The organism is Bacillus sp. Marseille-Q3570, assembly GCF_946151055.1.
Classification (GTDB): domain Bacteria; phylum Bacillota; class Bacilli; order Bacillales; family Fictibacillaceae; genus Pseudalkalibacillus.
Map to the genome: position 1 here is coordinate 125,701 of NZ_CAMGYZ010000004.1, position 25,435 is coordinate 151,135.

At 45.1% G+C, this 25,435-nt stretch carries 26 protein-coding genes and 1 riboswitch; of the genes, 4 read left to right on the top strand and 22 right to left on the bottom strand.

Features of this window, described 5'->3' with window-relative positions:
• Window positions 1-56: 56 nt before the first annotated feature.
• A complete protein-coding gene (locus N8M93_RS08490) occupies window positions 57-593 on the top strand; it encodes a DUF2569 domain-containing protein (protein WP_261130971.1) in 537 nt (178 codons plus the stop codon).
• 232 nt (window positions 594-825) lie between these two features.
• Here N8M93_RS08490 and N8M93_RS08495 read toward each other — a convergent pair whose 3' ends face one another.
• From N8M93_RS08495 to N8M93_RS08550, 12 genes are all read right to left on the bottom strand, one after another.
• The gene (locus N8M93_RS08495) at window positions 826-1,998 is read right to left on the bottom strand and encodes a DUF5667 domain-containing protein (RefSeq protein ID WP_261130973.1); all 1,173 of its coding nucleotides are present in this window, start codon (window positions 1,996-1,998) and stop codon (window positions 826-828) included.
• 128 nt (window positions 1,999-2,126) lie between these two features.
• Window positions 2,127-2,211: riboswitch (cyclic di-GMP riboswitch) on the bottom strand.
• A 300-nt stretch (window positions 2,212-2,511) separates the two neighbouring features.
• Window positions 2,512-2,994: a glutathione peroxidase gene (locus N8M93_RS08500; protein ID WP_261130975.1), complete on the bottom strand. Its 483-nt coding sequence runs from the start codon at window positions 2,992-2,994 to the stop codon at window positions 2,512-2,514.
• A gap of 292 nt (window positions 2,995-3,286) precedes the next feature.
• Entirely contained in the window at window positions 3,287-3,439 is a 153-nt protein-coding gene (locus N8M93_RS08505) for a hypothetical protein (protein WP_261130976.1), read from the bottom strand.
• A gap of 156 nt (window positions 3,440-3,595) precedes the next feature.
• Window positions 3,596-4,219 carry an arylformamidase gene (gene kynB, locus N8M93_RS08510; protein WP_261130978.1) on the bottom strand — a complete coding sequence of 208 codons (624 nt, stop codon included), beginning with the start codon at window positions 4,217-4,219 and terminating at the stop codon, window positions 3,596-3,598.
• Between the two features lie 24 nt (window positions 4,220-4,243).
• On the bottom strand, window positions 4,244-4,681 hold the full coding sequence (gene fabZ, locus N8M93_RS08515) for a 3-hydroxyacyl-ACP dehydratase FabZ (protein WP_261130979.1): 438 nt from the start codon (window positions 4,679-4,681) through the stop codon (window positions 4,244-4,246).
• Between the two features lie 81 nt (window positions 4,682-4,762).
• On the bottom strand, window positions 4,763-5,341 hold the full coding sequence (locus N8M93_RS08520; protein ID WP_261130981.1) for a transposase: 579 nt from the start codon (window positions 5,339-5,341) through the stop codon (window positions 4,763-4,765).
• A 466-nt stretch (window positions 5,342-5,807) separates the two neighbouring features.
• Window positions 5,808-6,149 carry a DNA-directed RNA polymerase subunit beta gene (locus tag N8M93_RS08525; protein WP_261130984.1) on the bottom strand — a complete coding sequence of 114 codons (342 nt, stop codon included), beginning with the start codon at window positions 6,147-6,149 and terminating at the stop codon, window positions 5,808-5,810.
• A gap of 22 nt (window positions 6,150-6,171) precedes the next feature.
• Complete coding sequence (locus N8M93_RS08530) at window positions 6,172-6,999, bottom strand: flagellar hook-basal body protein (protein WP_261130985.1); 828 nt, start codon at window positions 6,997-6,999, stop codon at window positions 6,172-6,174.
• Between the two features lie 46 nt (window positions 7,000-7,045).
• On the bottom strand, window positions 7,046-7,867 hold the full coding sequence (locus tag N8M93_RS08535; protein WP_261130987.1) for a flagellar hook-basal body protein: 822 nt from the start codon (window positions 7,865-7,867) through the stop codon (window positions 7,046-7,048).
• 126 nt (window positions 7,868-7,993) lie between these two features.
• On the bottom strand, window positions 7,994-8,995 hold the full coding sequence (locus N8M93_RS08540; RefSeq protein WP_261130989.1) for a rod shape-determining protein: 1,002 nt from the start codon (window positions 8,993-8,995) through the stop codon (window positions 7,994-7,996).
• 148 nt (window positions 8,996-9,143) lie between these two features.
• Entirely contained in the window at window positions 9,144-9,410 is a 267-nt protein-coding gene (gene spoIIID / locus N8M93_RS08545; protein ID WP_221567262.1) for a sporulation transcriptional regulator SpoIIID, read from the bottom strand.
• Window positions 9,411-9,690: 280 nt separating this feature from the next.
• A complete protein-coding gene (locus tag N8M93_RS08550) occupies window positions 9,691-10,224 on the bottom strand; it encodes a hypothetical protein (protein WP_261130993.1) in 534 nt (177 codons plus the stop codon).
• A gap of 108 nt (window positions 10,225-10,332) precedes the next feature.
• Between N8M93_RS08550 and N8M93_RS08555 the strand changes: the two genes are divergently transcribed.
• From N8M93_RS08555 to N8M93_RS08565, 3 genes are read left to right on the top strand one after another with little or no spacing between them, the layout of a single operon-like run.
• On the top strand, window positions 10,333-11,763 hold the full coding sequence (locus N8M93_RS08555; RefSeq protein WP_261130994.1) for a circularly permuted type 2 ATP-grasp protein: 1,431 nt from the start codon (window positions 10,333-10,335) through the stop codon (window positions 11,761-11,763).
• A gap of 12 nt (window positions 11,764-11,775) precedes the next feature.
• Entirely contained in the window at window positions 11,776-12,717 is a 942-nt protein-coding gene (locus tag N8M93_RS08560) for an alpha-E domain-containing protein (protein ID WP_261130996.1), read from the top strand.
• On the top strand, window positions 12,714-13,580 hold the full coding sequence (locus N8M93_RS08565) for a transglutaminase family protein (RefSeq protein ID WP_261130998.1): 867 nt from the start codon (window positions 12,714-12,716) through the stop codon (window positions 13,578-13,580). Before N8M93_RS08560 ends, N8M93_RS08565 begins: the two co-directional genes overlap by 4 nt.
• A 53-nt stretch (window positions 13,581-13,633) precedes the next feature.
• Here the strand turns inward: N8M93_RS08565 and N8M93_RS08570 are convergent, their stop codons facing one another.
• From N8M93_RS08570 to nuoL, 10 genes are all read right to left on the bottom strand, one after another.
• Complete coding sequence (locus tag N8M93_RS08570; RefSeq protein WP_261131446.1) at window positions 13,634-14,515, bottom strand: DUF1028 domain-containing protein; 882 nt, start codon at window positions 14,513-14,515, stop codon at window positions 13,634-13,636.
• Window positions 14,516-14,684: 169 nt separating this feature from the next.
• Window positions 14,685-14,897 carry a hypothetical protein gene (locus tag N8M93_RS08575; protein WP_261131000.1) on the bottom strand — a complete coding sequence of 71 codons (213 nt, stop codon included), beginning with the start codon at window positions 14,895-14,897 and terminating at the stop codon, window positions 14,685-14,687.
• Window positions 14,875-15,711, bottom strand: a complete 837-nt coding sequence (locus N8M93_RS08580) for a M23 family metallopeptidase (RefSeq protein ID WP_261131002.1) — start codon at window positions 15,709-15,711, stop codon at window positions 14,875-14,877. Before N8M93_RS08580 ends, N8M93_RS08575 begins: the two co-directional genes overlap by 23 nt.
• A gap of 340 nt (window positions 15,712-16,051) precedes the next feature.
• Window positions 16,052-17,086, bottom strand: coding sequence for a stage II sporulation protein D (spoIID, locus tag N8M93_RS08585; protein WP_261131004.1), 1,035 nt, complete (start codon window positions 17,084-17,086; stop codon window positions 16,052-16,054).
• 412 nt (window positions 17,087-17,498) lie between these two features.
• On the bottom strand, window positions 17,499-18,812 hold the full coding sequence (gene murA / locus N8M93_RS08590) for a UDP-N-acetylglucosamine 1-carboxyvinyltransferase (protein WP_261131005.1): 1,314 nt from the start codon (window positions 18,810-18,812) through the stop codon (window positions 17,499-17,501).
• Window positions 18,813-18,842: 30 nt separating this feature from the next.
• On the bottom strand, window positions 18,843-19,592 hold the full coding sequence (locus N8M93_RS08595) for a YwmB family TATA-box binding protein (RefSeq protein ID WP_261131007.1): 750 nt from the start codon (window positions 19,590-19,592) through the stop codon (window positions 18,843-18,845).
• A 296-nt stretch (window positions 19,593-19,888) separates the two neighbouring features.
• On the bottom strand, window positions 19,889-20,119 hold the full coding sequence (locus tag N8M93_RS08600) for a DUF1146 family protein (RefSeq protein WP_221567271.1): 231 nt from the start codon (window positions 20,117-20,119) through the stop codon (window positions 19,889-19,891).
• A 436-nt stretch (window positions 20,120-20,555) separates the two neighbouring features.
• Window positions 20,556-22,046 (bottom strand): NADH-quinone oxidoreductase subunit NuoN, encoded by a 1,491-nt coding sequence (gene nuoN / locus N8M93_RS08605; protein WP_261131009.1) that lies wholly within the window; start codon window positions 22,044-22,046, stop codon window positions 20,556-20,558.
• A complete protein-coding gene (locus N8M93_RS08610) occupies window positions 22,043-23,569 on the bottom strand; it encodes a NuoM family protein (RefSeq protein WP_261131010.1) in 1,527 nt (508 codons plus the stop codon). Before N8M93_RS08610 ends, nuoN begins: the two co-directional genes overlap by 4 nt.
• Window positions 23,569-25,425, bottom strand: a complete 1,857-nt coding sequence (gene nuoL, locus N8M93_RS08615; protein WP_261131011.1) for an NADH-quinone oxidoreductase subunit L — start codon at window positions 25,423-25,425, stop codon at window positions 23,569-23,571. Before nuoL ends, N8M93_RS08610 begins: the two co-directional genes overlap by 1 nt.
• Window positions 25,426-25,435: the final 10 nt, after the last annotated feature.

The following is a 25,435-nucleotide window of genomic DNA, read 5'->3' on the forward strand; positions in this document are numbered from 1 at the left end:
TTTAAGGGGATTGCGGGTATTAAATAGCAGATTAAGGAAAACGAAAGGAGATCATTATGGGATCTAAACACGAAGGAATCGCTGGATGGTTGATTTTGATTGTTGCTGGTCTTCTGTTCGTCCCGATCATTCGTCTCTATGCCCTTTATCAAAGCTATGTGACAGTTTATGACACACCAGCATGGAGCTTGTTGACGGAACCTGGGAATGCGATGTATCACGCTTGGTTTGCACCCACCTTTTTCGTCGGGGCAGCCGTGGATTATGGGATTGTTGTTTTGTCGTTTGTCGCGTTGTGGCTGCTGTTCAATAGAAGCCCTTCTTTTCCGAAATACATGATTTATTTCTTAGTTGGCGTGGCAATTTTTTCGGTTGCCGATGGATTCATGACCAGCTGGATCTTCAGCTCACTTCCGATATCTGAAGAAATGCTTGTATACATCAAAACCCAAACCTATAGACAGCAGATCGGCTCATTGGTCTCATGCCTGGTTTTGGTCCCATACTTATTGAAATCAAAACGAGTCAAAGCAACCTTCATGAAAAGGACAAGCTTCAAACAACCGCTCTCCGGTGGAGGATTATCGGTGTAAAATCTCAGGGATGAAAAAGACGTTTCCAATGACGGTGTCAATCCCCGGTGCCTGGTACCGTTTGAGATCCCTTGGTACCACCGGCCTTCTGTTCGGTGCCTGGTACCGTTTGAAATCCCTTGCTACCACTGGCTTTCTGTTCGGTGCCTGGTACGCGGGTAGTATTGATAAATGTAAGAGAACTCCACAATTTTTGTGTGGAGTTCTCTCTTTTTCAACTGACTGAACGGTGTTAATTTCTTCCGTTGCCGTTGCCGTTTCCATTACCTTTTCCTTGGTTACCTTTTCCGCGATCCTTCTCGTGTTTGTCTTTATTTCCTCGTTCTTTATCTTGCTTACCTTTTCCTCGTTCTTCTTGAGCTTTTTCAGCTTTTTCTTGAGCTTTTTCGGCCTTTTCTTCAGCTTTTTCAGCTTGTCTTTCTGCTTTTTCTTCAGCTTTTTCAGCTCGTTTCTCTGCTTCTTCTTCAGCTTTTTCAGCTCGTTTCTCTGCTTCTTCTTCAGCTTTTTCAGCTTGTTTTTCTGCTTCTTCAGCTGCAGCCTCTTTTTTAGTTTCGGTCACTTCAGTTTCTTCGCCTTCAACTTCTTCCTCTTGATCACCGTCTAATCCGTATCCCTCTTCAAGTTTTGCAATCTTTTTATCAAGTTTAGCAAAAGCCTTTTGGATGTTATTCATCAAAGAAGCTTGAGCATTCGGATTTTTCACATGTGTCAGAGCCATTAGAAGTGCATCTATGTTATGAGATAATTTTGCCTGAAGTTCGTCCTCCTCGGAACCTTCTTCCTCTTCCGTTCCTTCTTCAGTTGTTTCCTCATCTTCTGTTGGTTCTTCTTCGGTTGATTCTTCTTCCTTCACTTCTTCACCGGTAGAAGTCTCGTCTTCAGTTCCTTCTTCCTCTGTACCTTCTTCAGTTTCTTCTGAAGACTCCTCTTCCTCTGCTTTTTCCATCGCAGCTTCTTGCGCTTTCAACGCTTCTTCAAGCGTCTCTTGGGCCAATTCCTCTTCACCTGCTGCAAAAAGAGCATTCGCTTCAGCAATACGGTTTGCTGCAATCTCTGCTAAAATTTTCGCTTCTTCATATTCATCTGAAGCTACCGCTAGACGTACATTCTCGATCATTGTTTTTACAAAGTAGAAAAAATCCCCAGGAAGTAGTGACGGTTCTTCTGTTTCTTCTTCAGCCCCCTCTTCAGTTGAATCTTCATTTTCTGTTTCTTCAGTAGTTTCTTCGCTTTCTGTGGTTTCTTCCTCAGTACCTTCTCCAGTTGTGCTTTCTTCCTCATTAGTTGATCCCTCAGACACATCTACTGTTGGTGTAGACTCGTCTGTGTTTGCAAATGCAGCTGGTGTTGCTCCAAAAAGCAAAAGTGAAGCTGCGCTGATCGTTGCGATCCATTTTTTGATCATGTTCTCCATCCCCTCTGTTCTTTTTTCCATAAAAAAAGCAGATTGCCAAGGCTGTATGTAACGTTCAACCCAGGAATTTGCTGCCGTACCCACTCAGGGGGTCCAAGTTATGTATGTATGTCTGATACTTAGGCAACTGGCTGACATAGGTATAAACCGTTAGTCCCTTTAGCTTTGCGTCACTACCTTTCGATAGCTTTGCCATTATCTGCTTTAATTAGTTTTATTATACAAGAATTCGACATTATTTTTCCAAGTAAATATTACCTGTTTTTTCAGAAAATATCTAGTACCAACCGACCATATAAGACCGTTAATCGGGAATTTTTTTGTGTTGAGGATAAATGACCTATATCCAAAGGGCTATATTCATTATTTGCGTTTCCATCATTTTGGGATTGCCTTAAGTCTGTAGTCCCTTTACACATTACTATTTTGTCCTGGTTTGGAACTTTTTCATAGCGAGTTTAAATAAAATAAGAGACGAGCACAGTTGACTCGTCTAGCAGTAATTTACCGACTCAGTAATTTTTGAATGTCTTCTTCAATATTTTCAGGTTTGGTTTGAGGGGCGTACCTGTTGATTACCCTGCCCTCTTGATTGACGAGAAACTTGGTGAAATTCCATTTAACCTGATCAGAAAGCATACCAGGTGCCTCTTTTATCAGATGTTTGAATAAAGGATGAGCCTCACTACCTTTGACATCCACTTTACTGAACATTGGAAAACTTACTCCATAATTGAGTTTACAGAACTCCTGGATGTCTACTTCAGAGCCGGGTTCCTGATTCATGAATTGGTTGCTGGGAAAGCCGAGTACTTCAAACCCATCGTCTTTATATGTATCATACAATCGCTGTAAGCCCTCATACTGAGGCGTAAAACCGCATTTGCTTGCTGTATTGACGATCAGTAGTACTTTCCCTTTGTAATCGGCTAACTTCTTCTCTTCTCCTGAAATCGACTTAGCTGAAAAATCATGAACACTACTCATTAAACAGCCTCCTTTTAATTCAAAAAGTAGCAATAACCATCAACTAAGTCAAAAGATATCGTCTATTCGGGTTCCTATTCGGGTGCCAGGCACCGACCAAGAAGTCAATGTTCCCAAGGTGTTTGAATCGGTGCCTGGCACTTTTCACGAACCCAGTGATACCAAGGGGTAAATTGTCGTGCCTGGTACACTCTTTAAATGCACAAAAAAATAGAGCTGCGTTGGAGCAGCTCCGATGAGGGGTTAGGGAGGCAGGACATGTGCCTACGTTTTCAATTTATAATCAAAACCGTCATTCAGAAGATTCACCTTCACTTTCTTCAGTGTTCGTTTCCTCTTCAGTCGGTTCTTCATTCGTTGGTTCTTCTTCTGTTCCGTTACATGCTGTGATCAACATAATTGCGAATAATGCAGAGCCTAGTTTAGCGAGAAAACCTTTGTTCACGGTAACCACTCCTTGTATCGCAAGTTTTGTGCTGGTTTGTGTACCAGCTACTTACAATATAGAGCATTTTCCGGAAAAATTGGGTGATTTTACGGAATGCATAAGGTTTCCTTACGTTTTTAACATCACGCTAACATCAGCTTAACATTTTTTGGATTATAGTATTCTCCGCAAAACGGCTCTGACCGGACTTGCATCGGATTCCTCGAGCGGCAGTGGCAAGGCGATCAATTCATAGATCCCTTCGTCAATTTCATCGAGCACGACACTTTCGAGAATATGGATGTCGTTGTTCAACAAGCTGTGATGCGCTGCCAAATCCTTCGAATCTACCTGATCGACGGAAGGCACATCTACCCCGATCAAACGGATGCCTTTTTCTTTTAAAAATGGGGCAAGTTCTTCTGAAAGATAGGTGATCGACTCCGGAAACTTGCTTCTGTCAGTCCAGGAACCAGTCTTGATCAGCAATCGTTCCACTGCCCCTAGATCATAGCCTTCAAGGTCTTCTGGCCTAATCATTTCACGGTCTTCCAAATGGACGACGAGCGCATCACCAACATAAAGCTCAGGCTGCAAATCCAACATTTTTTTGCCATGGTCGTCAAAATGGAACGGTGCATCCACGTGCGTTCCGGTATGCGTGCTCAACGTCAGACTGCCAACATTGACTGAGCCTGTTTCCTCTTTGGTCCAGTTCAATTTAAAAGAAAAGGGAGTATCGCCAGGCCAAGTTGGCACTCCCTCCTTCAATGGTTGAGAAATGTCCCAAATTTTCATCAGCAAAACTCCCTTTTTAATAGCTTATTCTTCTTTCTTGTCACCTAACGCAAACATGATTTCCGCTTCACAAGCGACTTCGCCATCGACAGTTGCGACAGCTGTCCCTTTCCCCATCGATCCACGGACACGTGTCAGTTCGACTTCAAGACGTAATTGATCGCCAGGACGCACTTGTCTTTTAAAACGACATTTGTCGATTCCTGCGAAAAAGGCTAAGCGTCCCCGATTTTCTTCTTTTTTAAGAAGGGCGACCGCTCCGACTTGAGCAAGCGCTTCGACAATCAGAACACCTGGCATCACAGGGTATTCTGGGAAATGTCCGTTGAAAAAGTCTTCGTTAGCGGTTACATTTTTTAGTCCGATTGCGCGTTTGCCTTCTTCCACTTCCAATACCTTGTCTACCAGTAAGACTGGGTGGCGATGCGGGATGATCGCTTTGATTTCATCAATGTTCAACATATGTAAATCCTCCTATGTAGTGCATTCTTTTCCCTATCATAGCATAAAACGTCTTTGAAAAATAAATCCTGGGTGGCGTCGCTATGGGAGGGATATTTCTAGGTTGTCTCCGGTGATGGATGAGGTTGGATCTTTTTCGACAAATTTCTGGTACTGGATGTTCTGAGGATATGGAAAATGAGCGAGGACAGGATAGGGATTGACGTTGGGGAGTCTATGAAAATCGACATAGGTCCGGTAGCTGCTCCATTCGTAGGCGCCTGGTGTTGCGACAAGGTCGGCTTTCACGGGATTCAGGTGAATGTATTTGCTGACATCCATTTGATAGTTGGGTGATTCGATGAGTTTTGCGCCGTATCGTTGCTGGAACACATGACCGACGAATTCATATTTCTTGTTGAAGTAGAGGGCATAGCGATGGTGGATTTTTCTCATGATTTGGGTGGCAGATGAGTAGTGGGTCTTCAATTGCAGATGGATGTGGTTCGTCATCAGACAGTAGGAATAGAGGTCGAAGGTGAATTCTGTGCGGGCTTCACTGAGGAATTTCATGTACTTCTGGCGATCTTGATTGTCGTAAAAAAGTGGGGTCTTTCGATTACCACGCGAGGTGATATGATACTCCGCTCCCGGATACCATACCCTTGGCTTTCGAGGCATAGCGTCACTCCTTAAAAATATTTGATTATCGTGGATCTTCAGCAGTTCAGAGGGTAATTTACAGGGAGTTTCCGAAGATGTCGAAAAAAGAGGAAACTACCATCATTATACCGATAAATAGATAAATATGGAAATGATTTTTCGCACGAAATCCCTACTCCAATACATTTATGTACCTTTTCTCTTCAATTTCTGTACCAGACACCGTTTTGGATCCCCTCTCCCACAAGGCTTCTCAGTTGGTACCTGGCACCGATTTGAACCTCTTCTCCCTGAAGGCTTCTCAGTTGGTGCCTGGCACCGTTCTAAACCCCTTCTCCCACAAGGTTTCTCGGTTGGTGCCTGGCACCGGCATCAGCGGAAACACCGACTTCAGCGTGGTACCTCCCCAAATTAAAAGCCCGTTGGGAGCGGTGGCATTCCGCTCCCAACGGGCTTCTGAGCATATTTTTATTCAAATTTCCCTCTATGAATCTTTTTTGACGATGTCGATGATGTGCTGCCATGTGTCTTTTTTGAAAACGTCCATCATTTCCCCGTCTCCGACTACGCCGTATCCTACTGCGAGTCCGCCTGCAAGACATAGTGCAAACAGAAGAATGACGATGATCAATCGCAGCCAGATCGGCACGAGACGCACGCGCAGCTTTTCTGCTTCGGCTTTCTGTTGCTTGCGTTCTTCCCGTGAAGAAGGCGAGCTTTCCTCGTTCTTCTTTGGTGTGATTTTCATTAATTTATTTTTACTCGCCTTAAATGCTTGTCTTAAAGAAGATCGTTCATTTTTGGCTTCTGTATTTTTTTGAATCATGTTAACTCCCCATTAACCCTGCTTATCGAATGGTATTCACAAGCCCCATCATCTGATCAGCCATCGTAACCGCTCTGGCGTTCATCTGATACGAACGTTGTGTCGTTAAAAGTTGCGTCATCTCATGCGCGACGTTGACATTGGACTGTTCCAACGCACCTTGCTGGATCAAACCTTCACCCTGGTCCACTTGTGCGATAGCTTGTCCAACCGCAGTTCCAGGATCGACTCTGAATCGGTTATCACCTGACGATTCCAACAACTGCGGACGAACAACTTCAGCCAAAGCCAAACGGCCCGCATCAACGACCGTACCATCCGGCATTTTTGCTTGAATCGTGCCATTTCCGCTGATCGAAATCGAATTGAAACCTGCGGGCACCTCAATCGGGCCGTCTTCGCCCATGACGCGATCCCCATTCGCAGCAGTAAGTTGTAGTTGATCAGGGTTTCCTTCTACAGGTGTTACATAAAAAGACCCTTCTCTTGTATATTCAATGATTTCGACATTATTTTCAAGTCTTTTCGCAATTTGAAACATAACATTTGGATTTAACAAGGCAACATCCAGTGTTCTGCCTGTTTCGACAACGCTACCTTGTTCCAGGCGAAGAGCTGTCCCTGAAACCCTCGCCCCACTTCCAAGACGGATCCCATCCAGTGTCAAGCGGCCATCTTCTGCTTTCCGATTCGGCTGGTTATTCATCTCCTGTACAAGTAAATCCGCGAATTGCACATTGCGTCTCTTAAATCCATATGTATTACTATTGGAAAGGTTATTTGAAATCGTGTCTAACTGGTGCTGCAACTGCCCCATTGATACAGAAGCCGTAATCATCGATCGATTCATCTTTCTACCTCCTGAAATCTATCCTGCTATAGCAAATCTTTTAAAATCAGCCAAGTCTACCAATCTCATTCGATGCTTTTTCCATCGTCCGATCATATGCCTGTAAAACCTTCTGGTTAGCTTCGAATGTCCGATACGCATTCATCATCTCTACCATCGTCTGTTCGACATCTACGTTCGAGCGCTCAACAAATCCTTGTTTCAATTGAAAGGAAACTTCGGGGTTCCCTACGGCCGGAATGATCGTGTCTTCATTACCTGCCACGAAAAGGCCGTTGCCTTCTTTTTCTAGTAGATTCGGATTTTCGATCAGCGCGACGTTCACCTGAGCGCCAGCCTCTATGATCCTACCATTAGCATCCATCGTAAAATCAGAACCGTCGACCTGGATCGTATTCCCTTCCGTATCCAGCACAAAATCACCGGTGCTCGTTACGAGATTTCCGTTCGCGTCCAGTGAAAAATTCCCGTTCCGCGTCAAGCGGGTCGCACCTTCTTCATTTTGTACAGTGAAAAACAAAGCACCTTGCACTCCGGTCTCCTCATTGATTGGGACTGCGCCTTGAAGAAGAGCAACATCTAGGTTATTTCCGGTCTCCTGAAGGTCACCCTGTCGGAAATTCGGCATCGTTTCCTGCATGTAAACAGCTGTCGCAAGCGGTCCAACTTGCTTACTCGTCGGAATCGAGTGCCCTCCTACGTTCGTTTCTCCGAGACGGCTCAACAACATTTGTGGAAAGGCGCGAAGTGAAGCCTGATCCGCTTTGAATCCGGGTGTATTGGCATTTGCTAGATTGTTCGTCAATAAATCCTGACGCCGCTGCTGCGAGATCATTCCGGACGTCGCTGTGTAAAATCCTCGAAACATGCTGCTCTCCTCCTTCGATTTTTCAAGCAACTACAGTGCTTTGGCTTGTCCATTTTAAATATAACTTGGGATTTGCCAGGCCTTAGCGCAAAATGCTAGTTTTCATTGATAGATTCAGTCGCTCGTTCAAGACGTTTTTTGCTTCGGTAACTTGTCGATATGTTCGAGCATCAAGCCCGTTCCACGTGCCACGCAAGTCAGCGGGTCATCCGCAACATGGACCGGCACCTTCAATTCTTCGGCAAAAAGCTGTTCGATTCCATGTAAAAGCGCACCGCCTCCCGTAAGGATGATTCCTCGGTCGATGATGTCAGCTGAAAGTTCTGGAGGTGTTTTTTCGAGTACGCTTTTCGCAGCCATCACAATGGAATGGACAGATTCATTCAACGCTTCCTCTATCTCTGCAGATCCGATCGTGATGTTGCGTGGTAAACCGCTGACCATGTCTCGGCCGCGGATATCCATCTCTTCGTCACGAGCTCCTGGAAAGACCGTCGCTACCTGGATCTTGATGCTCTCAGAGGTCCGTTCTCCGATAAGTAGCTTGTACTTCTGTTTTATGTATTGAAGGATGTCCTGATCAAACTTGTCCCCCGCCACTTTAATCGAAGAGGCGGTGACGATATCGCCCATGGATAGAACGGCAACATCTGATGTCCCACCGCCTATGTCAACGACCATGTTCCCGTATGGTTGAAAAATGTCCATACCAGCACCAATCGCAGCAACTTTCGGCTCCTCTTCAAGAAATACGTGTTTTGCTCCACTTTTTTGAGCAGCTTCACGGATCGCTTTTTGTTCAACAGTCGTAATGTTTGTCGGGGTACAGATCAAGATTCTCGGCTTGCCTATCAGCCCCCTTACATTAATCTTATCCAAGAAATATTTGAGCATCGCTTCAGTCATTTCGAAATCTGCGATCACCCCATCTTTCAATGGTCTATCTGCGACGATATTTCCAGGAGTTCGCCCTACCATTCTTCGAGCTGCTTCACCAACCTCTAAAACCCGATTCAGGTTATTGTCGATGGCCACGACTGATGGTTCATCGAGGACAATCCCCCGTCCTTTCACATAAATGAGTACGTTGGCGGTACCCAGATCAATGCCCACATCTCTAGAAAACATGCGGTAAATCCTCCCTATTTCAGACTAGTTCTATTGGTAGTATGATTTGTTAAATTTATGTAGTTCATCCATTTTATAAGTGTACCATAGTTTGTGTAGAATAGGGACAAAATTTGTCAAAAAATAGTACTTAATCACTACCCAAAAATTAATTGACCACCTTTTCGGTCGATTTTTTGTATTTTTCCCGAGTAGCTTCTCCCCCGCGGAGATGTCGTACCGATTTATGGTACTCCAAAATCTCTTTGACACTGTTGGCCAGCTCCGGGTTGATTTCAGGTAATCGTTCAGTTAAATCTTTGTGGACAGTACTTTTCGAAACACCGAATTCCTTCGCGATCATTCGAACGGTTTTTCTTGTCTCCACGATATACCTGCCTATCTTGATGGTTCGTTCTTTGATGTAATCGTGCACACCACTCGCCTCCCTAAATTGGATGTAAGAGGTGCGAAATGAGACTTCAATATCTAGGCTGCGAAATGTTAAATTGTCATCTTCCCCCTATGAACAAAATGACTGCTAAGCTCGCACGCAGCTTTACTTAGACTTCTCATCGCGGTCCCCTAAAGTTCGTTTTGTAACATTTTATTATTAGGGATGTGGTTATATACCTAAAAGTCAAGTGGGACAAGGGAATTTGTTTACTTTTTATTGAAACAGCCCTTGAAAACGCTTGCCGCACAGTGTCCATCGCTCACAAACAAGCCAATAAAATGTACGAAAAGTTAGAAAATTTTATTTGTCCGGTGCCATCACTTCGGCGTTCGGTGCCTGGCACGACAATTCCACCGTTGAGCCGCAACGGTTTTGAGATGGTGCCAGGTACATTTTCGGATCCCTTGTGCTGCAAGGCTTTTGAAAATGTACCTGGCACCGGTTCGGATCCCTTCTCCGGCAACGCTTTTGAAAATGTACCTGGCACCGGTTCGGATCCCTTCTCCGACAACGCTTTTGAAAGTGTACCTGGCACCGGTTCGGATCCCTTCTCCGGCAACGCTTTTGAAAGTGTACCTGGCACCGGTTCGGATCCCTTCTCCGACAGGGCTTCGTGATCGGTTCCTGGTACACTATTTTTTGCGGTTTTCATACAGGTTTTTTGCTCTTGTATTAAAACTTTTAATGATTCATCATCGTTCGACAGTATTAGTGTTTTTCTTGTCTTGATAAAGGGATTTCTATAGTGTATTCTTGAAATGTTAGAATTTTCGAATAAATTTCCCGCTAACATTTTGACTACATAGCTGCATCGAGTCACAACCGTGTCCAAACATTCGAGCCAAATTCCAACACCGAAACAAAAAAAACAAAAGAACATAATAACGGGAGGGGACATTGAATGTTCAAAACTTATGAAACCGATTCATTCTTTGATGAAATGCTCCAGGAAAGAGGGAAGCCGCGTGCGCATTATCAAACCCTCTATGATCGATTATCCGCCCTTCCCGAGGATGAACTGCAAGCCCGCCATGAAGCTGCTCAGCAGAACTTCCTCAGACAGGGTATCACCTTCACCGTCTATAACGACGACCAGGGTGCGGAGCGTACGATCCCTTTCGATTTTGTCCCGAACATCATTCCGAAGGACGAATGGCAGCAGCTCGAAAAGGGTCTCATACAACGTGTCAAAGCTCTTAACCTATTTTTAGACGACGTTTATAATGGCCAGCAGATTTTGAAAGACGGCCTCATTCCCCGAGAACTCGTCGTCACCTGTAAATACTTTTATCCCCAGGTTACGAAAATCAAAGTTCCACGAAGAAATCATATATTTATGGCTGGTATAGATCTGATCAAAGACGAGAACGGAGAGTTCCGCGTCCTCGAAGACAATCTCAGGAATCCGTCCGGGCTATCCTACGTGTTCCAGAACCGTTACGTCATGCGTCACGTATTCCCTGACTTTTTCCAGGACTATGATGTTGTCTCGCTCGAAAACCAGTTCACGCACATCCATGACGCTCTCTCTTCCATCGCGCCGAACAATGTCTCAAATCCGAACATCGTACTTCTTACACCTGGTGTCTATAACTCTGCTTATTTTGATCATAGTTTCATAGCCCAGCAGCTCGGCATTGAACTTGTTGAAGGACGTGATTTGCTCGTCCGCGACCGTATCGTTTATATGAAAACGACGAGGGGGCTGAAACGCGTCGACGTCATCTATCGCCGTATTGACGATGATTTTCTCGATCCGCTCGAGTTCCGTCCTGATTCCATGCTCGGTGTCGCCGGTCTGCTCGATGCTTACCGTGCTGGCAACGTGACCATCAGTAACGGGATTGGAAACGGTGTGGCTGATGACAAAGCCATCTATCATTATGTGCCGAACATGATCCGCTACTACCTCGGCGAAGAGCCGATCATCCGCAATGTCGAGACGTACTTTTTACGAGATGAAGAACAACGCAAATACGTACTGGAAAATCTCGATCAACTCGTCGTAAAACAGACGGACGGTTCAGGGGGTTATAATCTCTTGATCGGTCCACATGCAACCGAAAAAGAACGGGAAGACTACCGGATCCAGATTGAAAAGAATCCAGCCAACTACATTGCACAGCCAATGGTCAATCTCTCACGGCTTCCTGTTTTTAGAGGGGAAAAATTCGCTGGTTGCCACATCGACGTCCGTGCATTCATTTTCAACGGGGAGCATCCACACGTCTTCCCAGGCGGTCTGACAAGGGTTGCACTGAAGGAAGGTTCGGTCGTCGTCAATTCCTCGCAGGGCGGCGGCGGAAAAGATACTTGGGTCATGACCGATTAAGGAGGGACAAGCATGCTTAGCAGAGTTTCGAATTCACTATACTGGATGTCACGCAATATCGAACGTGCAGAAAATACCGCCCGGCTTATTTCTGTACGCCTGATCGGCAGCATCGAGCATAAAGAAAACCACTGGGATGAGTTGATATCAATTGTAGGCGCTAACGAGGAATTCGAAAAGCGCTACGATCTGTATGATGCTCGGTCCGTCATGGATTACATGTCGTTCTCGACCGACAATCCGAACTCGATTTTGAATTGTGTAAAACTGGCGCGGGAGGATGCACGGGCGATCCGCGAAATCATCCCGCAGGAATTATGGGAAATGATGAATTCCTTCTATTGGGAGGTCAAACAATACAAGTATGAAAACTGGACGGTTGATACGATCGATGATTTTTACCAGATGATCATCCGCCAGTCTGCCCTTTTCCAGGGGATGGTTGAAGCGACGTTATCGTTTGATGAGGCTTATCTGTTCATCAAGATGGCGAAATTCATTGAACGTGCCGAAAAAACGTCCCGCATTCTCAATATCTACTATTACCGCTCTGAAGATCCGGAGCACAACGATCCATCACTTTACCGCCATTGGTTCGCCGTCCTGCAATCTGTCAGCGGGCACGAGGCTTACTTGAAAAAGCACCATCCGTTCATCACCGGTGAGCGTGTCATCGAGTTTCTATTGTTTGATGAGGCTTTCCCACGTTCGATCAATTACTGTCTTGAGCAGGTCTACAACGTGTTCCAGGAGCTTGAGAACGGTAAAATCGAGCATTACTCGGAGGATCTCCATCAATTGATCGCCCAGATGCGCCAGGACTTTAAAACGATGACCGTCATTGACGTCATTACTGAGGATATCCATCAATTTTTACAAAAGTTCCAGTCCGATTGCTTTCAGCTCGGTCGTTTGATCAATAAAACCTACTATCTTGGAGAAGTGGGCGTATGAAATACAGGGTCACCCAGCATACACATTACACATACGAACAACCAGTGAGCCAGAGCATCAATCAATTCCGGCTTAAGCCGATTGATGACGTGAAACAGGAATGCATTTCTTTTAAAAAAGAAATCACCCCGAACGTCCCGTCGTATGTCCATTACGATTATTGGGGCAACCACGTGGAGACGTTCTATGCATGGGAGGACCATGATGAGCTTTTGCTCGTAACGACATCTGAAGTGATGATCGATCCATATGCTTTCAAGGAAGCCTATTCGTTCAGCCCCCAGATGAGGGACGCACTCTTTTCACAGACATTCAAGGAACAGTATGCCGAGTTTTTGATGAAGACGGAGTACACGACGCTTCCTGATGAGATTTGTAAGGAAATTACCGAACCGTTATGGAAGCAATGCGATGATCCCTTCGAATTCGTAAAACTGGTCAACAAGTATATTTACGATACCTTCACCTACACACCTGGGTCGACGACGGTGAACACGACCGCTTCGGAAGCACTTGAAAATAAGGTCGGGGTCTGCCAGGATTACACCCATCTGATGCTTTCGTTATGCAGGTCATGCGGAATCCCTGCCCGATATGTGAGCGGTTATCTGTATATCGGTGAAAATTCAGCCATGCGTGGTGATGCTGCCACACACGCCTGGGTGGAGATAAAACTTCCGACAGCCGGATGGATCGGTTTCGACCCGACGAATAACGTACTTGTAAAAGATCAGCATATCCGTGTTGCGGTCGGTCGGGATTATGGAGATATCGTTCCATTGAAGGGGGTCTATCACGGAGGTGTCCAGAAGCTTGATGTGAAGGTCAGTGTTCATGCGCTAGAGGAAAATGTAACAGCTTGATAGTGAAAAAGCGGAAGGCTTGGAGGCCCTCCGCTTTTTCTGTTGGATTTTTATTATTGCGCTTTTTTCATGAAGTCGAGGATTTCAAGGTCGATGTAGCCTCGCTTCTGTTCGCGTTCTTCAAAATTCTCCTGATGGACGAGCACGCGTAAGGCGTCCAGGACGGCATCCTCTGAATGTTCATCGCTTCTTTCAAGATAGCCAAGTCGCTCGAGCTCAAAAGCAAGCTGACGGAATACATCTCCTTTTATCTCGGCGATGTTCTCTTCTTTTGAGCGTGAAAAATAAAGCTGATGCAGGTGATGGATGCGGATCAATTCTTTGATTGGTTCCTTGTGGTCGTCGACACGAAGATCGATGGCACGGTCATTATAGCCGCCGTAACCGCCTTTATCTTTGACGATCAAGAGGGCTGCCGACTGTTTTCCACGGCTATCCCCACCAGCATGCTGGCCAGCGTTGAGGGCAGTGAGAAGGCGATGAGCTAAGGTCCCTGTGGTGTTCTCGAACGCCATACCCATCTGATCGACGGTTTCCTGATTGACGAGGATATTCCCTTGCGCTGCATAATGTTTACCCGTACGGCCGCCTGCCCAATCATAGCAATCCTTACCCGTAAAAGTCGCGGGATTCCCCTTCGCATCAACAACTCCGACCTGGCGAAGCTCCCGCTGCTCATCTTTTTCCGTCAATAACCTGATTGTTTCTTCAGCAGACTTACCCGACGCCATGTGCTCAAGACCTTTCGGACCGTATGACGTGTTGGCGAACGACTGTGTCGCCACCGCCCCGACACCCGCTTTCGCCCATGGCACAACAGATCCCACACCGATGAACTTCGACTGAACCGCGATACCTAGTTCGTCTGTTTCTGGATCAAAACCGACAATAGAAAACGTAGCTACCAAATCTTTCGGAATCTTCCCTGTATACATGAACGAACACTCTCCCTTCACAACCTCTAACCAGTAATTCTCGATGTCCACCCCATTCCCCTTTTCACAGGTGAAAAAACGTCAAACTTGCACCTTTGGCTGCCCTATCTTAGGCTGTACCTTAGGCTGTACCAGGCACCGATTACGAAGCCTTGCCGCAGAAGGAGTTTCAATCGGTGCCAGGTACACTTTCGAAACCCTTGTTGCGCTTGGGTTCCTGTTCGGTGCCTGGTACACTTTCGGAATCCTTCTCTCCCAACGCTTCGCTGAAGGTGCCAGGCACCGAGGTAAAAAGAAAAAAGCTCTGGAGTTTCTCCAGAGCTTGTCTAGTGTTTATTTGTTTTGACGCTTTAGTGGTTTTAAGCGCCTGATTGATCTTCATCCTCGACAGAGTTTTCCTGTGGTTGAGCGTCATCATTTTGGGTTTCGCTTGACGGGTTTGCGTTCTCTTCATCAGAGTCTACATCAGCTTCTTCTTTTGCGTCCGCATCTGTTTCTTCATCAGTAAGAGTTTCGTTGACTTCTTGCTTTTGAGCAGGAATGTCAGTGACTGTTTTATTGAAGTACTCTTCTGGGTTGACTGCTACGCCATCCTTACGTACTTCAAAGTGTGCGTGTACTTGTGCTTCTTTGTCAAGAAGGCTCATACCTGCTGTTCCTAGGACATCACCTTGCTTCACAGTGTCACCTTTTTCAACTTGTAAGTTTTCAAGGCTAGAGTAGTGCGTCATTACACCGTTATCGTGTTCGATGTGGACGAAGTATCCTACTAGTGGATCCTGACCAGCATCTACAACTTTACCACTCAAGCTTGCCATTACATCAAAAGGTTCACCGCTCTCAGTCGCATAGTTGATTCCTTTATTCTGGAAGTAGGTATTATTATAGAATACGAGAGCTGCTTCTTGTTCTGCTTCAGATGCTTTGCTGTCATAGAACTTTCTTTGAACTGTGACATCATCTGAAACTGGTGACTTAAGTACTTCTGAGTCTGACATTACTGGTACTGAATCTTGGTCTTCAAAACCGATTGGATCAGCTTCTTCATTCAGCTTATCTCCAATGCTATTTTGATACCAAAGGACAGATGCCAAAATCACTGCTGCAAACCCAAGATATACTGCCGGATAAACCCAACGCTTCTTTTTGTACCACTTTGCCTTAAGAGGATTTTTTTGTTTTTCTTCTTCTCTCATTTTGCATCACCTCAGCAACATTGTTGGCACATTTTTCAAAATATATACATTCCGGTAAATTTTTTCTGAATATTATTTCGACAAACAGGGGAAAGTAACAAGTTGCACTGGGTGATACACTAGTAAAACCACACAAAAATACCACTGCCTCAAAAGACAGTAGCATCTATTGGCGGTGCCTGGTACACTTTCAAAGTCATTGCAGCACTAGGGATTCAAAACGGTGCCAGGCACCATTTGAGACCTCAACAGCCCCAAGGGGTTCGCTTCGGTGCCAGGCACCGTCTCAAACTCGTTGGAGCTGTAGGGTGAAATTGTCGTGCCTGGCACCGAAGCGACATTAGTTCGATGCGGTGAGTTTACTTGTGTAGGCCTGGGTGTCGGTGATTTCGACGCCGTTGTAGTAGTGTTTGACGATTTGGTTATAGTTGTTGCCATCTTGGGCCATTCCGTTGGCGCCATACTGGCTCATGCCGACCCCGTGGCCATAGCCGCGCGTTTGAAAGATCACTTCATCGCCTTTTCTGAGAATCGTAAAATCTGAGGATTTGAGATTCAACCCGACGCGAATATCTTTTCCGCTCATTTTCTTGCCGTTAATTTCAATCGTATCAATATAATTTCCTTTTGTTCTGCTCAATATTTTTCCGACTTTTCCATCTTCGTCGGCCAATTTCACATTCAGCTTCGATTCCACGACATCAACCGGAAACGCTTGTTGATGGAAATACTTCGGTGAATCTTTATCCCACGGACTTTCTACACTTCGCAAATACGGAAACGAACTCGACCAATAATCCTCAGAGTTTTGCGTAAACCCATTGCTAGTAGAAAAGAATAATGCATCGATCGGCTTTCCATCATAGGTGATGATTTTTCCTTCCGTCTCTTTCACCGCTTGTGTAATCTTTTTCATTTTCCACTCATAATCCTTGCCCCATGCTTTCTGTAGTTCTTGATCATTTTTAAATACCTGATGGATGACCGCATCCGTCACGTCGGCTCCCTCGGGCAGATTCATATCAGCTGGATTCAGAAGCATTTTTATAATATACGTCCTCGCTGTCAATGCCTGTGCCTTCAGGGCTTCAATTTCAAAGTCTGCAGGCATCTCAGCCGCTACGACCCCTTTTACATAGTCTTCAAGAGGTAATGTTTCAATCTTTTTAGCAGACGTTTTATAAACAGAAACATCAACTTCTGAATTTAAAACAATCGGAGCTTCGGTTTCTGCCTTTTCCAACTTTCCAGGTGATGTACTTTGCTCAACATCATTTTTAAAAGGCATGACGATCAAACTCGGGAGTAAGAGTATGAATGTAAGTAGTCCAATTATGAAGAGATAAAATGGTGTTCCAAATCGTATTTGGTTCATTGGCAGCCCCCCCAAAATTTCAAAGTTAGTATAGCTTATGGGCTTGGACAACCTTTTAGAACTGAAGAACGTGAACAGGACCTTCATAAAACCACCGAATACACGAACATGAGATCAAACAAAGTTTCCGCAAATTCACATGCCCAAGTTTCGAAGACCTTCCTTCAAGAATAAAAATAAATGCACAAAATCACTCCAGGGCCCTGATGCACTATTTCAATGACAATCTATTCACTCCTTGATAAATCTGTTCACTTTCAAGGTTTTTCTGTTCACTTTGGAAGTTATTTTGTTCACTTTTCCGATTAATTTGTTCATTCTAAAGTTAGTGGCTTTCAAAAACAAAAATATGCCTTGCACAACCAAAAAAGCCGCCTTCCTGTGGAAGACGACTTTCTTATAAGTAGATATATTATGCCTTGGCTTTTAAGTTTTGTGTTTGATTTTCGTTTGTGATCGATTCTGTTTCTTCTTTCACGCGTTCTACGTCTGCCCCTAGTGCTGCTAATTTTCCGGAAAAATCAACGTATCCGCGATCTAAATGTTGTAGTTCTGTGACTCTTGTGTATCCGTCTGCAATAAGACCTGCAAGGATAAGAGCTGCTCCAGCACGTAAATCTGTCGCTGCTACTTCTGCACCTTGAAGTTTTGCTGGTCCATTGATCACTGCAGAACGACCTTCGATTTTAATATCACCATTCATACGGCGGAATTCTTCCACATGCATGAAACGATTTTCAAAAACTGTTTCCGTAATGACACTTGTTCCATTAGCTGCTAATAATAGAGCCATCATTTGCGACTGAAGGTCAGTTGGAAAACCTGGATGCGGCATCGTTTTGATGTCAACCGGCTTCAACTTCTCAGGTCCAATGATACGCACACCATTTTCTGTTTCAGTAATAGAGACGCCCATTTCCTGTAGCTTTGATACAAGCGGTGTCAGATGTTCATTTTGTGCGTTCTCGATCGTCACATCCCCGCCAGTGATTGCAGCCGCAACCATGAATGTTCCAGCTTCAATACGGTCAGCGATGACTTGATGTTCAGCACCATGCATTTCTTCTACACCTTCGATACGAAGTGTGCCTGTACCTGCCCCGTATACCTTAGCTCCCATTGCGTTCAGGTAATTTGCAAGACAAACGATTTCAGGTTCCTTCGCTACATTCTCGATGATGCTCGTGCCTTCTGCTAAGGCAGCTGCCATCATGATGTTTTCAGTTGCACCTACACTTGGGAAATCCAAATAGATTTTAGCCCCTTGTAAGCGTCCTTCCTTTTTCGCTTCGATAAAACCGTTTCCGATTTTAACTTCCGCTCCCATGGCTTCAAAGCCTTTTAAATGCTGGTCGATCGGACGTGATCCGATTGCACAGCCTCCTGGTAAAGCAATTCGTGCGATCCCGACTCTTGCTAATAATGGGCCCATCACCAGGAATGATGCTCTCATTTTACGAACATATTCAAAAGGTGCTTCTGTCTTCAATGGGCGTGTCGCATCTACATTTATTTGATTATTCGAATATTCAGCGCCAATATTCAAATGGCGTAATACTTCGTTTATCGTATAAACATCGGCAAGTGCTGGCACTTCCGAAATAGTGCTTGTTCCTTTACTAGCTAAAATCGATGCTGCGATGACAGGCAGTACGGCATTCTTAGCCCCTTCTACTCTGACGGAGCCTTCTAACCGCCTACCACCACGGACGATGATTTTTTCCAAGATAATTCCCCTCCGCGTCCAATTTATATATTAATATTCAGTCGTAATTATCGGTGTTCCAATTGTTATGGTTGTCTTTCCGCCTATTCCGCTGTTCCGGAGTCCAATTTGCAGGTTCATCCGTTTTCGATCTGTTTGGATTGAAGGCTTCCATTCGTCAGTATATGCTGATAGGGACAGAAATGTCTCTTCGTTTAATGTCTCAATTATGGATGCGTCAAATGACTGAACGAGTTGTTTCGCCAATTTTTGCAAAACAATACTCATTTTATCAGATTTCACACCTTCAACACAAGTATAAATTTTCGCATTCTCCCCTAGAAACAGCTGGACTTTGTGCCTATACTCAGGTTTGAAAGCTCTCCAACTTTCAGGGTCCCAGGACTTCCCCTGAACATAATAAATAATGTACGCCATGTACTGATTTTTGTGGGGGTAAGCAAACACTGAAACTTTCTCTTCAATACCATATGGATTCGTATAATGCCCTGTTACGTTCCAATGTTCTTTTTTTTCGACAATCTTCTCCCACCGGAAGTTTGGCGATTTTGCCTGCAGGCTTTCTATTAACGATACATACCCTGTAAAATCTGAAACAAAACCATATTTGTTTTTACCATAAAATGACCAACCCTTGATCGTTATGTCAGACTGCTCCATAACGCGGGTTATATCCAAAAGTTCTTGATCAGACCATGTGGATTGTTTCGCCTCGGCACCTGAAAAACATGCAAGCAAAATCGTCAACGACATTCCGAATAGTATGAATTTTTGTTTCATAATTCCCCACTCCTCTCTCATTACAATTGTTTCCATGAGAGAGAGGTTCATACATGGAAGATGTAGTCAAGATGCGACAAAAAGCCTGTCTTCATCCCTCGACAATCTTCATTATGTATTCGTCTTTAAATGGTTCGTTTATACTGAAGAATTTTTATACTTTCTTTAAGTGTAAAAATTAACTCCCTTTACAATTCACTCCCTTACCAGTCGATCCGCAAGGCTGTATACTTGCACATGGATGGATCGACTCCGACGTTCACTGGCAGTAATTTCTCATCATTCATTCGTTTCTTTTAGAACAGATATTTCAACTGTGTCGACCAGGACAAATAATTCATGAAAAACGATGTTAAAAGTGAGGCAAGCGCGATTGTCAGTAAAATCATCAATAATTGGGCTTGGAAGACCCGCCCGCTTTTAATGAACCTTTCAAAATTGAGTGCTTGTAACGCCCACCAGGATACAGCGAGAAAAACGATACTCACGATTATATTCAACAAAGCCTGTGTTCCAAATGGGTGCATAAGACGTTAGACCTCCAATAATTGCATACCTATATTTTTCGACAAGTTTTTCACTTTTCCTTCGGTTATCTTCATTAATTAACAAAATAAACCTTTAGACCTAATTATCCGCCTATTTCCCGCGCAATATTCGACATTTCCTCCCCACATATCCAAGTACACTGCATATCGGACACCAGAGAGTTAAAAGCCTAAACTTCCGAAATTTAGCGGACAACAGAGACCTTATTCACCTAAAACCTGAGAAAATCAGGGTTGTTTTTGCTAATTAGCGGAACAGATGTCCTCTATTTTTTCAAATCACCCCTTTTTGTCACAGATAACGGAACAGTTGTCCTCTAATTATTAACTGTTCAACTGAATCGCAAACAGAATAAAATGCAAGGTACACAAAAAGAGCCAAACCACTGGGGTTCAGCTCTCTATAATGTAAATGCTATTTTACAAACAGCTCGTTCATATCGAATCCCTGGAAAAACTCGTATGCTGCGCTTGGGTAGACACCGAACAAGATCGTGCCGGCTGTACAGATGATCATGACGATCATCAGCCCGATTGACGGTCGCATCCGATCGACTCCGCTTTTACGGAAAAAGATCTGTACAAGTACATTGAAATAATACACGTACGATACGACCGTCGTGGCGATCATAACAGATGCCAAAACATAATGCCCTGTACCAAGGGAGCTCATGAAAATGCCGAATTTACCGATGAATCCAGCTGTGAATGGAAGTCCAGCAAGGGACAGAATGAATACACCCATCATCACCGCTACCCATGGCGCCCGTTTATACAGTCCCGCGAACGCCGTGAAGTCTTCGGATTTCTCGCGTTCGGTCACGAATTGGATGACTGCGAATGCCCCGATATTCATCAATAAGTAGGCGAGCAGATAGAACCATGTCATTTTAAAAACAAGCAGCGACAATGAGACGAATGGCACGAGCACATAACCAGCGTGTGCGATACTCGAGTATGCGAACATGCGCTTGATGTTTCGTTGTCTCAAGGCAATCAGGTTACCTACAACCATTGTCACTCCTGCAACGACTGCGATGTACGGCTGAAGCTCCAGAATGATCGCGTTATGCCAGCCCTGTACAGATAAGAACGCGATCAGGAATACTTTTAAAATCAATGTAAATCCAGCTGACTTCGATACCACGCTTAAGAAAGTCGTAACAGGAGTCGCTGAGCCCTGGTATACATCAGGGGCCCACATGTGGAATGGAGCAGCTGCAATTTTAAACGAAAGCCCGACAAACAGCATGACGAATGCGATTATCAGAAGGAAAGCATTCTGTTCAACAACAGGATTTGTCAAAGCCTCACCGATGTCATACAGGTTGGTTGCTCCTGTCAAACCGTAAATATAGCTCATTCCGAAAAGTGTGATCGCGGTGGCGATTCCACCATTGACGACATATTTGAATGCCGCTTCGTTGGAATGGAGATTGGTTTTACGAATCCCCGCTAATATATAGGAAGAAATCGATAATAACTCAAGTCCGACGAACAAAGTGATAAGATCCGCACTGGACGCCATCATCATCGCACCGAGCAATGCCGTCAGCAAGAGATAGAAGAATTCTCCTCTGAACTCCCATTTCGCCTTCCCTTCATAATCAAGGGCTAACAACAATATCAAACCGGTCGCCACAAGGAATAATAATTTGAACGCTAGCGCGAATGAATCGAAGCGATACGTATCAAAAAGGATGCTTGTCGGTTCTGTGCCGATCTGCGTGAGCGAAAAGACGATCGCAATGATCACACCCGCAATCCCTACAAGCGCCAGAGGCTTTCGACTCGCTTTTTTCGGCATGAACAAATCCATCAACGACAGCAAAGTCGCCACAATCAGTATCGTGAATTCAGGGGCCATGATACCCCAGTCATAGCTCAACAATTTTTCTAGTGTCATACAACAGCCCCCCTGCCTGCCATCATGGCGTTGATCGTAAGTTGCAGCATATCAGATAGGACTGCTGGATAAACTCCAATCAGAACAATCAAAAAGGTCAGTACCAAAGCTGGCACCCATTCGACGAACCGCGCTTCTTTGATTGAAACAAGTGGTTCTTTCGTTTCGCCGAACGTTATCGTTAATACGGCACGAAGCATATAGACTGCTGTCAGGATGATTCCTAGCGCCCCGACTGCTGCTAGCACCGGCATGACTTCGAATAGTCCGAGGAATGCCATGAATTCACTGACAAAACCAGACATTCCAGGTAACCCGAGTGACGCAAGACCTCCAGCAAGCAAGAATCCAGCAGTCACCGGCATCACTCTTGCTATTCCACCTAAATGTGTGATCAACGACGTTCCTGTACGCTGGTACATCAATCCGACCAGGAAAAACAGCAACGCTGAGATCAATCCGTGCGAGATGATTTGGAACATCGCTCCCTGGATTCCAGCATCGGTCAAGCTTCCGAGTCCGATCAGCACAATCCCCATGTGCGACACACTAGAGTATGCGAGGACCTTTTTAAAGTCAATCTGTACGAAAGCAATGAACGCACCGTATAAAAGGTTGATGACTCCGAGTAAAGCGATCCAGAAGGCGATCTTCTCAAACTCTCCTGGGAAGAACCCGATTCCGAACTGATAAAGTCCGTAAGCACCGATCTTAAGCAAGATGCCAGAGTGGATCATGACAATCGATGGCGGCGCTTGGACGTGTACCTGCAACATCCAGGAGTGCAAAGGCACAATTGGCAACTTCACACCTAATGCAACCAATAAGGCAATCAACAGTCCCATCCGGAAGTTGTCTCCGATGTACAACCGCTCAAGCATCTCAGGCGGTTGGCTCAAGAACGCGGATAAACCGGTGAAATTCATCGTTCCTGCCTTCATATAAAGGATGATGAAGACGATCAGTAAAATCGCAGAACCTAATCCGTTGTAGATTAAGAAGCTGTATGCTGCCTTCTCTTTGTCGAGATAACCCCATTTTCCGATCAGGAAGAAGGTCGGAATCAATGTGATCTCGAAAAAGATGAAGAAAAGCAGCAAGTTTTGTGAAGCGAAAACCCCAAGCATGCCGATTTCCAATAGGAGAAACAGCATGAAGTAACCTTTCGACTGCTCCTTGATACAGACGGATGCTGCTGCAGCTAGTGTCGACACGACCGCCGTCAATAATAAAAGCAGCACGGTCAACCCATTGACGCCAAGTTCATAGTTTACTGAGAAATCCCCACCGTTCTGCATGGGTAGAATATCGAAATTGATCCATTTGTATTGCTCGATGAACTGTAATGATTCGTTCGCACTGTCAAATCCAAAATAAACGATGAAAGCAAGGACGAGCGGTAATAGCGTCGCTAAAAATCCGACCCACTTGATGGAGCTGTCCTCCGTTTTCGGTACGAACAACAAGACCAGTATTCCTACGATCGGGGAGAAAATAAGTGCAGATAGTAGAATAGAATCCATTACGTCAAGTACCCCCCTAACCAGGCAACGATGAGAAGCAGGACAGCCATTCCGGCGAATGCGACAGAAGCATAAAGCTGCACCTGTCCGTTCTGGGCTCTCGAGCTGATTTTACTCAACCACCCGACAGCACCTGTTACAAGCTGGACGACACCTTCGACGACGAAGCGATCGATATAATACCAGAAGTAACTGAATCCTCTCGTTCCTTTTACAAAGCTATAATCGTATGTTTCATCGATGAAGTATTTGTTCAATAAAATATAGTGGAAATCCGGTGAGGCTTCGGATAGCCTCCTCACTTTTTTCTTTGCATAGACGAGCCATGCCATGAAAATTCCCAGCAAGGAAACGGCTGTTGCGCCAACAGGAATCCACCAGTGTGCCTCATGGTGATGGATTTCTACATAAGGACTGTTCGCCAGGTAATCACCAAACACTTGCGCTACCGGTGTATTGATATAACCAGCTACCACTGCCAAAATCCCGAGCACCACCATCGGGAACACCATGACACCCGGTGATTCGTGGATATTTTTCACTTTTCCGCGGTTCTCGCCAGTAAAGACGAGGAAAAACAGTCGGAACATATAAAATGCGGTCAAGAATGCCGCGATCACTGCGATCCAGAATAGTCCATAACGGCCATCTGCATAGGTTGCCGCTAAAATTTCATCCTTACTGAAGAAGCCAGACAACAAAGGTACGCCTGAAATCGCCATCGCCCCGATCAGGAACAATGGTGCTGTCCATTTCATCTTCTTCCAAAGGCCGCCCATTTCATGGATGTTTTGTGTATGTACGGCATGAATGACACTTCCAGCTGCCAGGAACAAGAGTGCTTTGAAAAATGCATGCGTCGTCAAATGGAAGATTCCGGCGACATAGCCTGAAGATCCTAATGCTAGCATCATGTAGCCGAGCTGACTGACTGTGGAATACGCAAGGACACGTTTGATATCTGCCTGGGCAAGACCGATCGTCGCTGCAAAAATCGCAGTGAAACCACCGACGACAGCGACAGTGGTCATCGCCGTTTCAGAGGCTTCGAATAGCGGGAACGTAGCCGCGACAAGGTAAACACCTGCAGCAACCATCGTTGCTGCGTGGATCAATGCCGAAACAGGTGTCGGACCTTCCATCGCATCCGGTAACCATGTATGTAATGGGAATTGACCTGACTTACCGATGGCCCCGATGAAAATCAAAATCGCGGTCAGCGTAATCCAGCCCTGTGAAATATCTCCAGCTGCGACCGCATCAAAGATGACATCGAGTTCAAAGCTTCCGACCTGCCAGAATAACAAGATCATCCCGATGAACAGACCGACATCGCCGATACGTGTCATGATGAAGGCTTTCTTCGCTGCTTCTCGCGCTTCATTTTTATAAAAATAGTACCCGATCAACAGGAATGAACCGACACCGACTAGCTCCCAGAAGATATAGAGCTGTAAAAGGTTCGGTGAAATGACGAGACCGAGCATCGCAAATGTGAACAAGCCAAGGTAGGCAAAAAAGACAGGAAAGCGATTGTCGTCATGCATATAACCTTTCGAATACACCTGGATGAGAAAGCTGACGAGCGAGACGATGACGAGCATAAGCGCGTTCAATGGATTGATTTCATAACCGATCGTCAGTACAGTGTCTCCGATCGCAAGCCATTCAAGGGTTTGTTTTACAGGTTCCCCACCCCACTGTCCCATGAAAATGACGACAGACAAAATGAGGGAGCCAAATGTCAAAAATGAGCCGACGAGGGCTGATGCTTCTTTCAACCTACGACCAAACAATAAGAGAAGGACGAAGGATAGAAGTGGTAACACAGGTATGAGCCAGATGATTGGGTGCATTGTCGATCCT

Bases quoted from the DNA above. Each gene is read 5' to 3' on its own strand.
- N8M93_RS08490 (WP_261130971.1), top strand. From the start codon at position 57: ATGGGATCTAAACACGAAGGAATCGCTGGATGGTTGATTTTGATTGTT.
- N8M93_RS08495 (WP_261130973.1), bottom strand. From the start codon at position 1,998: ATGATCAAAAAATGGATCGCAACGATCAGCGCAGCTTCACTTTTGCTT.
- N8M93_RS08500 (WP_261130975.1), bottom strand. From the start codon at position 2,994: ATGAGTAGTGTTCATGATTTTTCAGCTAAGTCGATTTCAGGAGAAGAG.
- kynB (WP_261130978.1), bottom strand. From the start codon at position 4,219: ATGAAAATTTGGGACATTTCTCAACCATTGAAGGAGGGAGTGCCAACT.
- fabZ (WP_261130979.1), bottom strand. From the start codon at position 4,681: ATGTTGAACATTGATGAAATCAAAGCGATCATCCCGCATCGCCACCCA.
- N8M93_RS08520 (WP_261130981.1), bottom strand. From the start codon at position 5,341: ATGCCTCGAAAGCCAAGGGTATGGTATCCGGGAGCGGAGTATCATATC.
- N8M93_RS08525 (WP_261130984.1), bottom strand. From the start codon at position 6,149: ATGATTCAAAAAAATACAGAAGCCAAAAATGAACGATCTTCTTTAAGA.
- N8M93_RS08530 (WP_261130985.1), bottom strand. From the start codon at position 6,999: ATGAATCGATCGATGATTACGGCTTCTGTATCAATGGGGCAGTTGCAG.
- N8M93_RS08535 (WP_261130987.1), bottom strand. From the start codon at position 7,867: ATGTTTCGAGGATTTTACACAGCGACGTCCGGAATGATCTCGCAGCAG.
- N8M93_RS08540 (WP_261130989.1), bottom strand. From the start codon at position 8,995: ATGTTTTCTAGAGATGTGGGCATTGATCTGGGTACCGCCAACGTACTC.
- N8M93_RS08550 (WP_261130993.1), bottom strand. From the start codon at position 10,224: ATGTTAGCGGGAAATTTATTCGAAAATTCTAACATTTCAAGAATACAC.
- N8M93_RS08555 (WP_261130994.1), top strand. From the start codon at position 10,333: ATGTTCAAAACTTATGAAACCGATTCATTCTTTGATGAAATGCTCCAG.
- N8M93_RS08560 (WP_261130996.1), top strand. From the start codon at position 11,776: ATGCTTAGCAGAGTTTCGAATTCACTATACTGGATGTCACGCAATATC.
- N8M93_RS08565 (WP_261130998.1), top strand. From the start codon at position 12,714: ATGAAATACAGGGTCACCCAGCATACACATTACACATACGAACAACCA.
- N8M93_RS08570 (WP_261131446.1), bottom strand. From the start codon at position 14,515: ATGTATACAGGGAAGATTCCGAAAGATTTGGTAGCTACGTTTTCTATT.
- N8M93_RS08575 (WP_261131000.1), bottom strand. From the start codon at position 14,897: ATGAAGATCAATCAGGCGCTTAAAACCACTAAAGCGTCAAAACAAATA.
- N8M93_RS08580 (WP_261131002.1), bottom strand. From the start codon at position 15,711: ATGAGAGAAGAAGAAAAACAAAAAAATCCTCTTAAGGCAAAGTGGTAC.
- spoIID (WP_261131004.1), bottom strand. From the start codon at position 17,086: ATGAACCAAATACGATTTGGAACACCATTTTATCTCTTCATAATTGGA.
- N8M93_RS08595 (WP_261131007.1), bottom strand. From the start codon at position 19,592: ATGAAACAAAAATTCATACTATTCGGAATGTCGTTGACGATTTTGCTT.
- N8M93_RS08600 (WP_221567271.1), bottom strand. From the start codon at position 20,119: ATGCACCCATTTGGAACACAGGCTTTGTTGAATATAATCGTGAGTATC.
- nuoN (WP_261131009.1), bottom strand. From the start codon at position 22,046: ATGACACTAGAAAAATTGTTGAGCTATGACTGGGGTATCATGGCCCCT.
- N8M93_RS08610 (WP_261131010.1), bottom strand. From the start codon at position 23,569: ATGGATTCTATTCTACTATCTGCACTTATTTTCTCCCCGATCGTAGGA.
- nuoL (WP_261131011.1), bottom strand. From the start codon at position 25,425: ATGCACCCAATCATCTGGCTCATACCTGTGTTACCACTTCTATCCTTC.